We start from the raw sequence: 14,834 nt of genomic DNA, 5'->3' as shown, positions 1-14,834 counted from the left end.
TACCACAGCGCACGCTACGTTTGCGGCAAACAGCTACCTTGCTGGCTCATCCTACCTTTACCATTCTCTCGTGCCCACCGACCTGATTAAACGCGATTCTTCCTGGTTGGAATTCAACGCCCGCGTACTCCAGGAGGCCGCCGACCCCCGGGTGCCGCTCTACGAACGAATCCGCTTCCTGGCCATCTATAGCTCAAACCTGGATGAGTTTTACCGGGTGCGGGTGTCCAGTCTGCGGCAGTTCAAAAAGCTTCCGAAGACGGAACGCCGCGAGCTGTTCGACTTCAAGCCGAAGCGGGAGTTGCGTGAGATCCGCAGCACCGTGTACCAGCAGCAGGAAGAGTTCGGTCGTATTTTTCGCGAGGAGATCCTGCCCCAACTACGCGAGGAGGGCATCCATCTGATCCACTCCGATCAGATGACCAAGCCGCAACGGGCCTTTGCGGCTGACCACTTCGACCACCACATCGCCCCCCACCTGCAACTGCACTGGCTGCCCGGCGATGGAGACGAGGGCGGGGAGCTCCCCTTTCTTGACGACGGACAGCTCTGCCTCGCTGTCTCCCTCAACGAGCCCGAGGCCGAGGAGACCGGGGAGGTAGCCCTGGTACCCATACCGGTGAAGGAAACGGGCCGCTTCGTGGTGCTGCCGAGTCCCGAAAAGGACCCCGATGGCTACTACGTGATTTTTGTAGATAGCGTCATGCGCGCTAACCTGAGCCGCTGGATGGACCGGCGGGTGGACTTCGGCTACAGCTTCAAGCTCAGTCGCGATGCGGAACTGTACATTGACAATGAGTTCGACGGCGACCTGCTGCGCAAGATCGAGCGTAGTCTAGCGAACCGCGATACCGGCCTTCCCACCCGCTTTCTCTACGACGGCGACATGCCGAGCTGGATGCTCAAACGACTCAAAAAGGCGCTCAGGCTCTCGAAGTACGACATGATTCCGGGCGCGCGCTACCACAACTTCAACGACTTTTTCAGGTTCCCTCAGCCGCCGGGGCGCGACTACCTGGCCTACCCGGAGCTGCCGCCGCTGCCCCATCCGCAACTGGAGGGGGCAGCTAGTGTCATGGAGGTGATTCAGCATGCTGACATTTTGCTCAGTTTCCCCTACCAGAAATACGACTATATCCCGCAGCTGATCCGCGAGGCGGCTGACCACCCCGAGGTGACTAAAATTCGCATTACCCTCTACCGCGTGGCGAAAAAGTCGCAGGTCGTGCAGAATCTCCTGTATGCCCTGAAGCTGGGTAAGGTCGTCGAGGCCTTCGTGGAGGCCAAGGCCCGCTTTGATGAGGCCAGTAACCTCTACTGGGGCAAGGAAATGACGGAGGCCGGGGCCTACGTGCGCTACAGCTATCCGGCCGTGAAGGTCCATACGAAACTATTACACATCGAGCGGCAGACTGGGAACGGGGATACCGTTCACTACAGCTACATCGGTACGGGCAACTTCAACGAAAAGACCGCCAAGCTCTACACCGATCACGCCCTACTCACCTGCCGGCCTAAACTCGGTAAGGATGTGGAGCGGGTTTTTGATCTTCTGCGGGGCAAGTTGATCCTACCGCGCTGTAAGCACCTCCTGGTGGCCCCGTTCAACTTGGAATCTGAGTTTCTTAACCTCATCGACCGCGAGATCGCCATTGCTAAGGCCGGGGGCCACGCCTACCTGTTCCTAAAAATGAATAGCCTGGAGGAGCCCACTATGATCGATAAATTGCAGGAGGCGGCCAGGGTGGGGGTAGAGGTACGCCTCATCGTGCGCGGGATCTGCCGCCTGGTGCCGCGAGAGGACGAGAACATCCAGATCATCAGCATCATCGACCGCTTCTTGGAGCACGCCCGGATATTCATCTTTGGTAACGATGGGGAGGAGCTGGTCTACTTGGGCTCGGCCGACTGGATGAACCGGAACCTCTACCGCCGCGTGGAGGTCGTCACGCCCATTTTTGACCACCTGATCCGCCTGGAACTACGGCGCATCATGGACATGCAGTGGCGCGATAACCAGCGCGCCCGACTCATCTGCGATGGCCAACTTAATGCCTACCGCGAGCCGCAACCCCGGGACGGACACTTCCGCGCCCAGCTCGACATCTATAATTACTTTAAGGCACAGCTCGCGGCCGATTGAACTACCTCGCCCACCTTGCCCTGTCGCACTTTTCGGCCGACCTCCAGGTAGGAAATTACCTGGGTGACGTGCTACGGGGTGGGGAGGTCAGCGCACTGCCTCCGGAAATCCGCCGGGGCGTTATACTGCACCGCGCCATCGACCGGCTCACGGATGCCGATCCGGACGTGCGGGAGGTCAACCGGCTACTGGCCAGTAGACACGGCCGGTATGCCCCGGTGCTTTCCGACATTGCCTTCGATCATTTTCTTTGCCGTAATTGGACGGTCGTGATGCCTACGGCCTTTGCGCCGTTCTGCCAGCATACCTACGCGGCACTTCGGGCCGGTAAGCCACATATGCCTCCCCGGGCGGCGCGCTACGTGGAGGCGATGACCGACGATGACTGGCTTGCGCTCTACACCACCACCGCCGGAATGCGCCAGGTGTTTGCCCGGTTACGTTCGCGCCTGAGCCGACCCGAGTTGCTTACCGGTATCAACGGTAGCCTACAGGAATTCGCACCTGCGTTCAACCGCGCTTTCCTCCTGCTGTTCCCACGCTTACAAGCCCTCGCCGCCACCTACCGTGAGTCAACCCACTAGCCCCCCCAAACCGATCGACCTGCGCCTGGACCGTTTTTCGGGTTACCTGTCCATCAAATTGGAAGGTGACCGCAGGATGGTACTTGGGGAAATACGAAAGAAATGGTTGGTACTACAGCCTGAGGAGTTTGTGCGTCAGTTGCTGGTACAGTTCCTGCTGCGTGACATGAAGTACAACCGCAATCGCATCACCGTAGAACGGGGCGTGGCGGTAAACGGAGATCCGAAGCGAACTGACATTCTGGTATTCGACGTCCACATGCGCCCCTATTTGCTCATCGAGTGTAAGGCACCTAAGGTGCCGTTGAGTACGGACACCTTCCGGCAGGCTGCCCACTATAACGGCCCCCTTCAGGTCCCCTACCTGATGATTTCCAACGGGCGGGAATCGTACGTGGCCCAGATCGACTACGCTACCGAGTCCTACCGCTTCCTCGGCGCCGTACCGGAATGGTAATTGAGGCGCCGGTGACCGATCTACTGCGTGTATCCCACCTATCCCTAGGTTACGGAACGGGCCCCGCCCTGGTCTCGGACCTGTCCTTCGAACTCCTTCCGGGAGAGAGTCTGGGGATGGCCGGTCCCTCCGGCGCGGGCAAGACCCTGCTGGCCACCGCCCTCCTCGGTCTAGCCCCACCGGCCGTGAAGGTACGGGCAGGTCATGCAGCCTACCAGCTGAAGTCGGGCGTGGCGGTCAACGTCTTCGAACTAGACCGAAAGGCACGGACACGGCTGCGCGGGCGGGAAATCGGTCTCGTCTTTCAGGAGCCCGAGCAGGCGCTCAATCCCGTACTGAGCTGCGGACGACAGTTGCGCGAGGCGGCCACTATGCTATGTCCCGACATTCTCGACCAGAAAAGCCACCTTCTGGCCGTCCTTGGGCAGGTAGAATTAGGGCAACACCCGGAGCGGATCCTCCGATCGCTTCCGGGCGAACTGAGCGGCGGGCAGTTGCAGCGCGTGGTCATTGCCATGGCCCTCATCGGACGGCCCCGGCTCCTCATTGCCGATGAACCTACGACCGCACTGGACGGCATCACCGAGGCAGCGATCGTGTCCCTGCTCGACCGACTGCGACAAGACCTAAAACTGGGGTTGCTGTTCATCAGTCACGACCGGCGGCTACTGGAGCGAGCCACGGACCGGGTGGTCGAGCTACCGGTGGAAGGAGGGCACCACCCGCCGGCTGCCCGTAGCTCACCCCGCACGGTCTCCTTACTACCGCACAGTAGTCCGGACCCGATACTCACTGCCACCGCCATAGCGGTGGACTACGGCTCGAAGCATAAAGCGCTGCGGGAGGTCTCCTTTTCGTTTCAGCGGTATGAATGCGTGGCCATCACCGGACCGAGTGGCTGTGGAAAGACAACGCTCGCTAGGTGGATGGTCGGCCTGGTCGAGGGCCACCGCGGCACGCTTACCGTGGCGGATCGGACCTACCCTATGCCGGCAGCGGGCCGTACCGTACGTCAGGCGACGGGAGCTCAACTTATCTTTCAGGATGTGGCCGGTTCGCTAAATCCGCGGATGACCGTACGACAGTTGATCCTTAGTGTACCGCGCAGTACGCACGAGCAGATGGAGGAACTCTTGACAAAACTTGGACTTGAGCCACGGCAGTACGCCGATCGCCTTCCGCACCAACTAAGCGGCGGGGAGCGGCAGCGAGTCGCCATCGTGCGCGCACTGGCCGCACGACCGCGCGTGCTGATCTGTGACGAGGCCTTTTCCGGACTCGATGCACCGACTAAAGCATCCATACTGCGGCAACTGCGTAGTCTGGCAACGTCAGAGACACTTACCCTCGTCACGATTACCCATAGTCTACCGGATATTTTGGAGTACGCCGATCGGGTCCTCATCATGCAGGACGGTAAGGTCGTCGAACGTGGAACGCCGGCGGTCGTTTTCGCCCAGCCGGAAGCGGTAATTACCCGACGGTTGGTGGTCGCGGCTGGCCTGTACTGAGGTAAACCAAAGCACTGCGGTACCACGTTATATCCACCATGAAGCGACTGCCTCTGCACGTACTTTCGTTGCTCCTCTCCCTAGGTGTCTGCGCACAGTCCTACGACGCAGCCCTGGGCCTGCGGCTGGGTACGGAGTGGGGAGCTACGGCCCAGTTGCGGATTCCCCAGATCCACAAGAATTTTGTGCTTGAAGCCATCATTCTCTCCTCCCTCAGCAAGGATGAGGGCAGCCTTAGCCTGCTCGGAAAGCAGCACCGCCCATTGCTGTCGCGCCGATTGAATTTGTTTTATGGAGGCGGACTGCACGCCGGCTGGAACAATGAGATCGACACCGAGACCGGCCAGACCTTCAACGGACCGAAGGGTATCACCGGCATCGTGGGCCTGGAGGCTACCATCGGGCAGGTCAACCTAAGCTATGATTTTAAGCCGGCCCTGAATGTTACCGGCGGGGAATCCATCCTTTACACCCACACGGCCGTCAGCGTGCGCTACGTCATTGCCAAGCGTAACCGGCTATGGAATAAGGACAAGGAGAAGAAGATCCGCAAGCGACGCAAGGAGCGCCAGCGCGACCGGCGGCGGGAGGAACGCGCCAACCGCGACAAACGGTGGTATGAGGTCTGGCGGCGCAACTGAACCGCGCGCGGTAGGGGCGGTTTGGTGGTAGAACGTTTTGCTAGATGCCCCCACCAGACTACGACCTCATCATCATCGGCGCCGGCCCCGCGGGATCCACTACCGCCCGCTTCGCCGCCGAGGCCGGACTGCGGGTACTGCTGGTAGACAAGCGGCAGGAGCTTGGCGCTCCCATTCAGTGTTCCGGGGCCATTAGCGGTCATGGTCTGGCCACCGCCGGCATCGCGGCCAGTCCGGAGTTCATCCACGAGGCGATCTACGGCTTCGCGATCTACGATCGGGAGGGTGGGCGGACCGTGCACGACTACCGCCAACTTAAGCCCGACGAGTACGGCGCGGGAGAGGGCAAGAAGCCGCTGGGGTACGTGGTGGACCGCCGCCGCTTCGACCGTTACCTTATGACGCAGGCCGAGCGCGCGGGTGCCGAGGTGTGGCTCAAAACGGAGGGGCTGGGCTACCAACCCACCAATGATGGTCACTGCACGGTGTCGCTACGGCGGTACAATCAGGACCTACGCCTCACGACCCGGGTACTGGTGGGAGCCGATGGCCTCCAGTCGCAGGTTGGTAAGTGGGCCGGCTTACAAACCCACATCAAGATCACCGAGTTGGCCGGCTGCCTCCAGTTCATCGTCGATGGGGTGGAGACCGAAGGACTGCTGGAGATCGTCACCGGGCACGAGTGGGCCCCGGGGGGCTACGCCTGGGTATTTCCTAAGGGCCACGGTTATGCCGAGATCGGGCTGGGGGTCATCGCCACCATGACCGATAAGCCGGCCCAGTGGCACCTCGATAAGTTTATTCGCCAGAGCTTTTTCCGCCGCCGGTTTGCGAACTCCCGTATCCTGGAGGTGCAGGGGGGGGGAGTACCCCTGGCCGCGCCGCTGCGCACCCAGTATGCCGATAACCTCATCCTGGTCGGCGATGCGGCCCGGCACGTAAATCCCATCACGGGGGGCGGCCTGCACACTGCCGTTGCCGGGGGCAAGATTGCCGCGGATTTTTTGATCGGTCACCTCGGAGACGGCATGTCCCTCCAGGACGGTGCATTACGCGCCTACCAGACACTCTGGTTGGAAGAGTTAGGCGACAAGATGTGGAAGCTGTACGGTATCAAGACCGACATATTCCACAATATGAACATCCAGCAGCGCGACCAGCAGCTGTACGCCACGATGTCGGACTATTTTAGTCCTACCTCGGAATTCAAGAAAATATGAGCAAGCAACAGCCCGTCCTGTTTAGTATCGGCTGGAATGCCTGCATCAACTGTGGTGCCTGCGTAGCAATTTGCCCCCAGGAGGCGGGCTTCGTCAGTCCCTTCGATACCATCGCCGTAGACCGCCCCTGCGATATCGCCTGCCTACTCTGCGAGGCCATCTGCCCAGTGGACACCATTACCCACGTGCCGGTGCTTCAGCAAGTCGCCCAGCCAGCGCTTGCAACCGCTCCACGACGTACGCGATCTGCTCCTCCGAAACATCCAGGTGAGTCGTAAACCGTACCGTTCGGGGGCCGAAGGGAGTGGCCAGAATGCCTTCCGCCTTCAGCACCTCCAGAAAAGCGTTGGCAGACTGGTGGCGAAGGTGGAAGATGCAGATGTTGGACTCGGTCGTCTCCACGGAAGCGACGTAGGGCTGTTCGACTAGGGTGGCAGCCAGCGTTCGCGCCCGCTGGTTGTCCTGCCGGAGTCGCGCTACGTGGTGGTCCAGGGCATACAGACCGGCCGCAGCTAGGTAGCCCGCCTGCCGCATGCCGCCGCCGAATACCTTGCGGTAGCGCCGGGCCCGGTCGATGAGCTCGCGGGTGCCGAGGAGGAGGGAGCCAACGGGTGCGCCCAGCCCCTTGCTCAGGCAAATGGAAATGGAGTCGAACAGCTGCCCCCACTGGGCGGGGGATTCGCCGGTTTCGACCAGGGCGTTGAAGAGGCGGGCGCCGTCGAGGTGGGCGGCCAGACCATGCTGCCGTGCTTCCTCCACGACTGCCGTGGCTTCCTCATGGGTGTAGATGCTGCCCCCACCCTTATTACAGGTATTTTCGAGGATCAGCAGCCGGGTGCGGGGGAGCCAGTCGTAGGCGGGCTTGACGGCGGTGGTGACCTGGCCGGGAAGTACCTTGCCGCGCTCGCCGTGGAGGAGGTTCATGCTTACGCCGGACAGGAGGCTGTACACCCCGCCCTCGTACTGATAGATGTGGCTTTTCTCCTCGCACACGACCTCGTCCAGCGGCTGGGTGTGGCACTTGATGGCCAGTTGGTTGGTCATGGTGCCGGAGGGGCAGAAGAGGGCGGCCTCCATACCGAAGCGGTGGGCGGCCGTCTCCTCGAGCCGGTTGACGGTGGGGTCCTGGCGAAAGACGTCATCGCCGACGGGGGCGGCAAACATGGCCTCCAGCATAGCCGGGGTGGGTCGGGTGGCGGTATCCGAGATGAGGTTGACTTCCATGGCTTACTGGCGTGTGGTACGGCCCTCGGCGAAGGCTGCTAGGTAGGTAAAATGGGGACCGAGTTGGCCGTTGCGGGTGATGGTGGCGCGCTCCAGGATGTCACTCTCTGGCTTATCGAACTCGGGCACGATCGTACTCAGCAGGATTTCACCGAATGCCTTACTGGCATCGCGCGGCAGCTCGCTGGGGAGGTTGTCGATGGACATCACGTCAATTGCATCCACCGCGTAGGGGGCCACCTCCTTACCGGTGTGGGGGTCGAAACCATAGACCGGATCGGCGATGGTGGAGGCCTTTAGCGTAGACGGAACGCTGGAGAGGGGGGCAATGTCGCAGGTTACGTCAGCAATCGTCCGGATGTGAAAATGCCCGCCGGCCATATCCTTCTGGGTGAAGAAGGCCGGGGCCTTGCCGTCCCAGTAGATGCCGTTGATAAACGCATCGGCCACGGCCGCGTAGGGCGCGAAGGCACTCACGTACTCTTCACTGTGCTGGTAGAAGTGCTTGCGTTGCACGGCCTTACCACTGCGGTGCCGGGCGTAGTCTTCCACCGCGAGCTGGGTGAATACCGGTCCCTCGGTTGGTTTGAGGAAGTCTTTCGGCTTGACCCGCCGCAGGCCCGAATCGGTGAGCACCTTGGCTGCTCCGGCGCCTACACGGCCGGTGCCGGTCAGGACCACCTTCAGGTCGCCGGGTAGCGTGAGTTCACCGTACACCGACTTTGCGGCGGCGTAGTCGTATAGATCCTTTAAGCGAGGAAGCTCGAAGGCACCGCTACGCCGGCCGTAGGCCCACAGCCCATTGTGCGCCCCCACCATGCCCGCCCAGTACCCAAAGGCGATGAGGCGCCTGCCGTGGTCATCAGTTAGGTACTCATAGTCGATGTGTGTAATGCCCTTATCGAGCAGTGCCCGCAGCAGGGGCTGGTTGTAGGCCTGAAATTTGGCCACGTGGGCGAAATTGCAGTAGGTCTTATCCGCGATCAACCGACCGATCGGCACCTCCTTGATTCCAATGAGTAGCTGGCGGTCCGAGACATCCTCCTGTAATGGTACGCCTAGGCGGGTGTACTCGGCGTCCGTATAGCAGCGGTGGGGACTGGGCTGCACGACCACGTCGTAGCCGGCCTTGCGTAACCTAGCTAGCTGAGTTGGGGTGATGGCTACGCGGGCGTCGGGTGGGTACTTATCTTCCCGAAGGACGGCGATGGTAGGCGTGTGCGGGGTCGGGGGCATTGGGAGCTAAGGTTTATGTCGTTCCCACCAGATGCCGTCGTCGAGCCGGGCACTGTCAGGAAACAACTTCCACTGCAAAAAGAACATGACGATGGCAACGAGTAGTCCTAAAAATGCGCCGGCTGTAACGTCCCGCAAAAAATGATACAGCAAATACATACGGCTACAGCCCACCGTGAGGGCCAGCAAGAAACAAGCGATACTGATCGCGATCTTAGGACGGTGCACATTGAAGCACACAAAGCTATACAGTGCAAAAGCCGAGGCGGTGTGACCACTGGGAAAGCTGGAATAGCCCCAGTTGCGCATATTCTCATCGAATAGGTTCAGGCTATGCCAAGTGTCTTCAAAATTGTCGAAAAAGTAACGCATGGGCCGTGCTTCGGCAAAATAGAGCTTAAGTAGACCGGCCACTATCGCTACCGTGATCCCGGTAAGGGCCGCAAACAGGGCCGTGCGGAGCCGGAAGGTTACGGCCACCAAGAGCACCACCACGTACGCGATGGGCTCCCCAAGCCGGGTGGCGGAAATAAAAAAGGTGTCGAGCCGGTCGGTACGCAGCGCGTTGATGGCGATGAGCTCGTCCCCCTGCTGATTGGTAAACAGAAGGTAGAGGAAGCCCGCCAGGAGCAGCAGCACACCAATGAGAAAAAAGCGGTTAGCACGCAGAAAGGTCCGAAAACGAAGACTGGGTGGAACGTAGTGACGGCGGACGAACGGCATGCGGCGAAGGTAGACTATTTGCCCCTGCGTACCGCCCGTCGAAGGGCGGCCACCTGCTTACTGTCGCGCGCCCGCCGTAGCGCACTACTGATCTTCTCAGTGCTAACCAGCTTGGCGTCGTTCATGGCGCTTACCGTGATCCACAGGCTCACCGGAAACAAGATCACACAGGGCAACCAACCGGCAAACACCCCATTGACCACGAAGCTTTCCGCCAATTTACGGCAGAAAATGGTGAGAATGATGAAGATGACAAAGAAGATGATGCTCACCAGTATAGGGTACCCGAAGCCGCCCTTACGCACGATGGCCCCCATTGGCGCACCGATGAACACGAAGATGATGCACACCACCGCCATGCTGTACTTCATGTGCATATCGTATACGTGCTTCACCCGTGACTCCTCGATACCCGGCAGCAGGCGAATGGCCGACTCTGCCTGCCCGGCCACCGAGCGTAGAGACGAGCGGGCACGGTTGTATACCCGACTGCGCTCTTCTTTGGGTAAGCTATCCACCAGTGCCTCCAGCCCTGGCCAGGGGGTGCTTCGCTCCACCAGCTCATGATCAAGGGCCTTGGCGATGAGTTTTTCGCTGATTGCATTCTTAGTCGGCTGACCCACCGGTATAATCAGCGTGTCGGTAGCCGTGGTATCAAGCGATTCGGCTAGGGTGCCTAGCTCGGCCACCGAGTCGTTCTCCAGCTCCAGGTAGCGGGGCTGGGCCATTTTATCCGGTTCGATGGGTACGGGGGCACGAAGCACCGCAGTATCGCGCGGTAACTCCGGGAGGTAGGCCACCAGGTGGTTGCTCAAGCCCTGCTTACGGATGGCGATGTCTTGGCCGATCGAGTCCACCCCTTGTTGCAACTGCCAGGTAGAAAGCATGCTTCGGTTGGTGCTAAAGAGCGAGGAGGCGTGTCGCTCCAACTCGAATTCGCTAAGGTCGAATATCTTGGTATAGCTTGCAAAGTTGGTGCGCATGAAGGGGGTGCTACTACCACCGGCACCACCGGGCCGCTGCTCCACGTACTGGTGGCCATCGTAAAGCCGCATCACGAAGAACTTGCCGTCGGCGGCAGAGAACATCTCCCCCCGGTCGGCCATGATCTCGCTGAGCTCCCCGAGATTCGCCTTGGTCTGGTCGTAGATGAGTACATCGTCAATGTCACGCCCATTGTCGTCACGCCCCCCGAGCCGGATCGTGAACTGGCTAAAGTCCTCGTTGAACACCCCCGGCTCCATATTCAGCGTGGGCTTCTTCTGCTGAATGTCGTACATCCGCGAGCCGAACTGTAAGTTCGCCGCCGGGATTACGTAGTCCGAACAGGCGTACGATACACCCGCACTGATCGCACCGATCACGATCAGGGGTCGCATCACGCGCAGTAGACTTACGCCCGCGGACTTAAAGCTTGATAGTTCGTAGTGCTCAGCCAGGTTACCGAGTACCATGACCGAGGAGATCAGCAGGGCCAGCGGCAGCGCCAGGGGTACTAAGCCTACACACTTATAGGCCAGCAATTCCATTATTAGAAAGAAGCTCAGCCCCTTCCCGGCAATATCGTCCAGGTACAGCCACAGGATTTGCATCAGCAGCACGAAGAGTGCGATGCCAAAGGTCACGATAAAGGGGCCTACAAAGGACCGCAGCAATAGTTTATCCAGCTGTTTCATCCCAGCCCTGAAGACGCCCCCGCCACGCCCATTGTTGCCCGTCCCCGGCCTAGTCCTTCTTCTTCATGTCCTTCTGCAAACGATAAAACTCTTCGTCACTGGGGATGTGGCCATTATCCTTCAGGTTTTCGGTCTCCTGGCGGGCCTCCTGAGCAGTCAGTTCTTCGCGACCCTCATCGTCGCCCAGGGTATCCTCGTTGATGTTATAGCTCGTATCGTTGACTACGTTATGGTATGGGTCGCTGGAGCGCAGGTGCTTAGACCGCTGGGTGTTCTGCGCCTTACGCGTCAGGTAAAATACCACGAGCAGCACCACCAGAGCGCCGATGAACCAGTACAGATCATCCCAGAGCCCATCCGCTTGTAAATAGATCGACATATCGTTTTATCTTCTAAACCCGCTTGCCCGCATCCCTTGTTCATTCCGGGCGGGGCCGCAGGTGCGTCGCTGCTCGTAAACGTACCCCACCGGTTATGAATTTGATTGAACAGTACCACCTCATCCCGCGCGATATAGATCGTATCATCGGCATGGCCTGGGAGGACCGCACCCCATTTGACGCCATCACTTTTCAGTTTGGACTATCGGAAGCCGAGGTCATCCGCCTGATGCGCGATCAGCTCAAACTGCGTAGTTGGAAGGTCTGGCGCGCCCGCGTACAGGGCCGTAAGACCAAGCACCGGAAGCTGCGGGGTAATACGGTCGGGCGCTTCAGGGCGGACCGCCAACGCATCATTACCCACAACAAGATTTCCAAGCGCTAGGCCGGCCTTACCTTTAGGCGTATAACTATCCCCCTTATGGAATTTGTCAATGGCCGCTACCATGTCGGTGGCGTTGATGTACTGGATGTTGTGGAACGCTTCGGTGCCCCCGTGTATGTTTACGACGCCGCGCGTATGCAGCAGCAGTACGAGCGCATTTGCGCCGCCTTTGCCGGAGTAGAACGCCTACGCATCAACTACGCCTGCAAGGCCCTGACCAATCTTAACGTCCTCCGACTTTTTCGCCAGCTTGGCAGCGGCCTAGATACTGTATCCATGCAGGAGGTAGAGTTAGGGCTCATGGCCGGCTTCGACCCACACGATATCCTCTTCACACCTAACTGCGTGGGGCTCGATGAGGTCAATGAAGCCGTCACGAAGGGGGTGCGTATGAACATCGACAACATCTCCATTCTGGAGCAGTTCGGCGATCAGCACCGCGGGGTGCCGGTCTGCATCCGCATCAACCCCCACATCATGGCCGGGGGCAATAGCAAGATCAGCGTTGGGCATATTGATTCTAAATTCGGCATCAGCATCCACCAGGTGCCCCACATACTCAAAGTAGTCGGGGCACTTGACCTCAGGGTCGAGGGACTACATATGCACACCGGCTCCGACATTTTGGATGCCCAGGTCTTTCTGCAGGGGGTTGAGATTTTGCTCCGGGCGGCCGTAGACTTTCCCGACCTTGATTACATCGACTTCGGTTCCGGCTTCAAGGTGCCGTACAAAGAAGGGGGTATCGCTACCGACATCGAGGACCTGGGCGAGCGGCTGACGGTGCGCTTCAACGAGTTCTGTACCAACTACGGACGCAAACTCGAATTGATGTTCGAGCCCGGAAAATTTCTGGTCAGCGAGGCCGGTACCTTCCTGGTCCGCACGAACGTGGTGAAGACTACCCCGGCCACGGTATTTGCCGGAGTAGACAGCGGGCTCAATCACTTCATCCGCCCCATGTTCTATGATGCCTACCACCACATCACTAATATAAGCAATCCGACGGGCAAACCACGTATCTACACCGTAGTCGGCTACATCTGCGAGACCGACACCTTCGGTGTCAACCGGCAGCTCGCTGAGGTGCGTGAGGGAGACATCCTCGCTATGGCCAATGCCGGTGCCTACTGCTACATGATGGCTAGCAATTACAATAGCCGCTACCGCCCTGCCGAGGTGATGATCCTCGATGGGAAGGCGCACCTCATCCGCCGCCGTGAGACTATGAAGGACCTCTTAGGTACCCAGATGGACTTGCCTGCCCTAATCGACAACGCATCGGAACGTCTGGTATCCCTTACTTAGCCAGCGCTGCTTCGAGCTCCTCTAATTCGGGGTGTTTAGATTCGGTAGCCTTGGCTTTTTCCAGGTGTTCCTTGGCCTTATCCATGTTACCGCGCTTGACGTAGATGCTGGCTAGCATGCGGTTGACATCGATGTTGTCGGGACGTACCCGGTACTCTTTGAGCATGTACTCCAGGGCCTTGTCGTAATCGGCGTACTGGTCGCGGTAGAGCGTGGCGTACTCCATATCCATGTTGTGACCACTGTCGACGTCGTCCTGTAGCATGACCATAATCTCTTTTTCGATTGCGGTGGCCTCCTCGTCACGGCCCTGCAGCGTATAGAGCTCGGCAAGATCGACGTAATAACCTACTTCCGGGATGATGGCTTTGGCTTCGTTGAGCAGGCGCTCGGCCTCATCGTAGTCCTTACGGTCCATGGCTAGTTCGGCCTGGGCGGCAATTGCGAAGGGGTAGTTGGGCCGTTCCTGTAGGATGGTTTCGTACTGGGCAGCCGCCTGCTCGGGCTGGCCGTAGCGCCGATAGAGCTCACCAAGCGTGAGGCGGGCCCACGCGGTGGATTCGTATCCGGGGGCACCGGCGTTGACGGCGCGTTTCATGGCTTCGATGGCACCGTCAACGTCCCCGTGTATTTCACGCAGGTAGGAGACCCGGCTGTAGGAGCGCAGATCGGGGCGGATTTCGTTCATTTTATCCGCCGCGGCGATGGCTTCTTGGTAGTTGCCGAGCTCTACGTTGGCATCTACTACGGCACCGTAGACCTGGGCATTATAGGGGTTTATGCTGACTGCGGACTTAGCGGTAGCCAGGGCATCTTGGAAGTCGTGCTGGGATAGTTCCACTCCTGCTTTAGCAGCCAGGGCATCGAATTCAAGGTTAGGGTTACGCGCCCCGGCGTGGTTGAGTTCGAGGGCTTCGTTGAGCATCTTGAGGGCGGCGGGGTAGTAGTGGCCGTGCTCACCGGTCACCCGCGCCTCGTTGATAAATATTTTGGCCAGGGTGATCCGCGGCTCGATGGCTTTTGGGTCCTCCAGGCGCAGGGCACTGCTCATCTGCATGTATCCGCTCTGGGTGTTGTCCCACTCGGCGGTGTTTTGCAGTGCTTCCGGGCGCTTCAGCAACTCGGGAATGTCTACTTCATGGACGCCGGACTCGCTGGCAGCGCCGGATGTTGCCTCCGACTCGCCACAGGAGAACATGAAAAAGAAAAGGGCTAGGAATAGCGAGGTAGATAATATGGTACGCATAAGGGTTAGGATTGGCTCACGCAGCGCGTGATATCATAAAGCTAAACGAAAAGCGTGGTACCCCGAACTTCGAAGTACCACGCTTAGTCTGATCGTCAAA

Annotated in this window: 15 protein-coding genes; 9 read left to right on the top strand and 6 right to left on the bottom strand. The window is 59.4% G+C overall.

Annotation, left to right across the window (positions count from 1 at the left end):
* Positions 1 to 70 precede the first annotated feature (70 nt).
* Genes ppk1 through ACOOHD_RS05280 form a run of 7 tightly spaced genes read left to right on the top strand, consistent with a single transcriptional unit; the run spans position 71 to position 6,834 of the window.
* Positions 71 to 2,143, top strand: a complete 2,073-nt coding sequence (gene ppk1, locus ACOOHD_RS05310; RefSeq protein WP_420460534.1) for a polyphosphate kinase 1 — start codon at positions 71 to 73, stop codon at positions 2,141 to 2,143.
* Positions 2,140 to 2,727, top strand: a complete 588-nt coding sequence (locus ACOOHD_RS05305) for an ACP phosphodiesterase (RefSeq protein WP_420460533.1) — start codon at positions 2,140 to 2,142, stop codon at positions 2,725 to 2,727. The genes ppk1 and ACOOHD_RS05305 overlap by 4 nt, the downstream gene beginning before the upstream one ends.
* Positions 2,711 to 3,184: a type I restriction enzyme HsdR N-terminal domain-containing protein gene (locus tag ACOOHD_RS05300; protein ID WP_420460532.1), complete on the top strand. Its 474-nt coding sequence runs from the start codon at positions 2,711 to 2,713 to the stop codon at positions 3,182 to 3,184. The genes ACOOHD_RS05305 and ACOOHD_RS05300 overlap by 17 nt, the downstream gene beginning before the upstream one ends.
* 11 nt (positions 3,185 to 3,195) lie before the next feature.
* Positions 3,196 to 4,695 carry an ABC transporter ATP-binding protein gene (locus ACOOHD_RS05295; protein WP_420460531.1) on the top strand — a complete coding sequence of 500 codons (1,500 nt, stop codon included), beginning with the start codon at positions 3,196 to 3,198 and terminating at the stop codon, positions 4,693 to 4,695.
* A gap of 38 nt (positions 4,696 to 4,733) precedes the next feature.
* A complete protein-coding gene (locus ACOOHD_RS05290; protein WP_420460530.1) occupies positions 4,734 to 5,336 on the top strand; it encodes a hypothetical protein in 603 nt (200 codons plus the stop codon).
* Between the two features lie 44 nt (positions 5,337 to 5,380).
* Positions 5,381 to 6,556: a geranylgeranyl reductase family protein gene (locus tag ACOOHD_RS05285; RefSeq protein WP_420460529.1), complete on the top strand. Its 1,176-nt coding sequence runs from the start codon at positions 5,381 to 5,383 to the stop codon at positions 6,554 to 6,556.
* Positions 6,553 to 6,834: a 4Fe-4S binding protein gene (locus tag ACOOHD_RS05280; protein ID WP_420460528.1), complete on the top strand. Its 282-nt coding sequence runs from the start codon at positions 6,553 to 6,555 to the stop codon at positions 6,832 to 6,834. The genes ACOOHD_RS05285 and ACOOHD_RS05280 overlap by 4 nt, the downstream gene beginning before the upstream one ends.
* On the opposite strand, the gene ACOOHD_RS05275 is transcribed toward ACOOHD_RS05280, so the two are convergent.
* Genes ACOOHD_RS05275 through ACOOHD_RS05255 form a run of 5 tightly spaced genes read right to left on the bottom strand, consistent with a single transcriptional unit; the run spans position 6,734 to position 11,794 of the window.
* The gene (locus ACOOHD_RS05275) at positions 6,734 to 7,780 is read right to left on the bottom strand and encodes a threonine aldolase family protein (RefSeq protein WP_420460527.1); all 1,047 of its coding nucleotides are present in this window, start codon (positions 7,778 to 7,780) and stop codon (positions 6,734 to 6,736) included. The two genes, ACOOHD_RS05280 and ACOOHD_RS05275, sit on opposite strands and share 101 nt — an antisense overlap.
* Before the next feature lie 3 nt (positions 7,781 to 7,783).
* The gene (locus ACOOHD_RS05270) at positions 7,784 to 9,016 is read right to left on the bottom strand and encodes an NAD(P)-dependent oxidoreductase (protein ID WP_420460526.1); all 1,233 of its coding nucleotides are present in this window, start codon (positions 9,014 to 9,016) and stop codon (positions 7,784 to 7,786) included.
* 6 nt (positions 9,017 to 9,022) lie between these two features.
* The gene (locus ACOOHD_RS05265) at positions 9,023 to 9,739 is read right to left on the bottom strand and encodes a phosphatase PAP2 family protein (protein ID WP_420460525.1); all 717 of its coding nucleotides are present in this window, start codon (positions 9,737 to 9,739) and stop codon (positions 9,023 to 9,025) included.
* Positions 9,740 to 9,753: 14 nt separating this feature from the next.
* Positions 9,754 to 11,415 (bottom strand): LptF/LptG family permease, encoded by a 1,662-nt coding sequence (locus ACOOHD_RS05260; protein WP_420460524.1) that lies wholly within the window; start codon positions 11,413 to 11,415, stop codon positions 9,754 to 9,756.
* A 49-nt stretch (positions 11,416 to 11,464) separates the two neighbouring features.
* On the bottom strand, positions 11,465 to 11,794 hold the full coding sequence (locus ACOOHD_RS05255; protein ID WP_420460523.1) for a hypothetical protein: 330 nt from the start codon (positions 11,792 to 11,794) through the stop codon (positions 11,465 to 11,467).
* 95 nt (positions 11,795 to 11,889) lie between these two features.
* Between ACOOHD_RS05255 and ACOOHD_RS05250 the strand changes: the two genes are divergently transcribed.
* Both ACOOHD_RS05250 and lysA read left to right on the top strand, forming a co-directional pair.
* Entirely contained in the window at positions 11,890 to 12,180 is a 291-nt protein-coding gene (locus tag ACOOHD_RS05250) for a TIGR03643 family protein (protein ID WP_420460522.1), read from the top strand.
* Positions 12,181 to 12,216: 36 nt separating this feature from the next.
* On the top strand, positions 12,217 to 13,488 hold the full coding sequence (gene lysA, locus ACOOHD_RS05245; protein ID WP_420460521.1) for a diaminopimelate decarboxylase: 1,272 nt from the start codon (positions 12,217 to 12,219) through the stop codon (positions 13,486 to 13,488).
* Here the strand turns inward: lysA and ACOOHD_RS05240 are convergent.
* On the bottom strand, positions 13,481 to 14,734 hold the full coding sequence (locus ACOOHD_RS05240; protein WP_420460520.1) for a tetratricopeptide repeat protein: 1,254 nt from the start codon (positions 14,732 to 14,734) through the stop codon (positions 13,481 to 13,483). The two genes, lysA and ACOOHD_RS05240, sit on opposite strands and share 8 nt — an antisense overlap.
* Positions 14,735 to 14,834: the final 100 nt, after the last annotated feature.

Origin of the sequence: Neolewinella sp., from assembly GCF_965214665.1 — a bacterium.
Taxonomy (GTDB): Bacteria; Bacteroidota; Bacteroidia; order Chitinophagales; family Saprospiraceae; genus Neolewinella.
The sequence above is the reverse complement of the archived record's forward strand: the minus strand, read 5'-3'. Positions and strand labels throughout refer to the sequence as shown.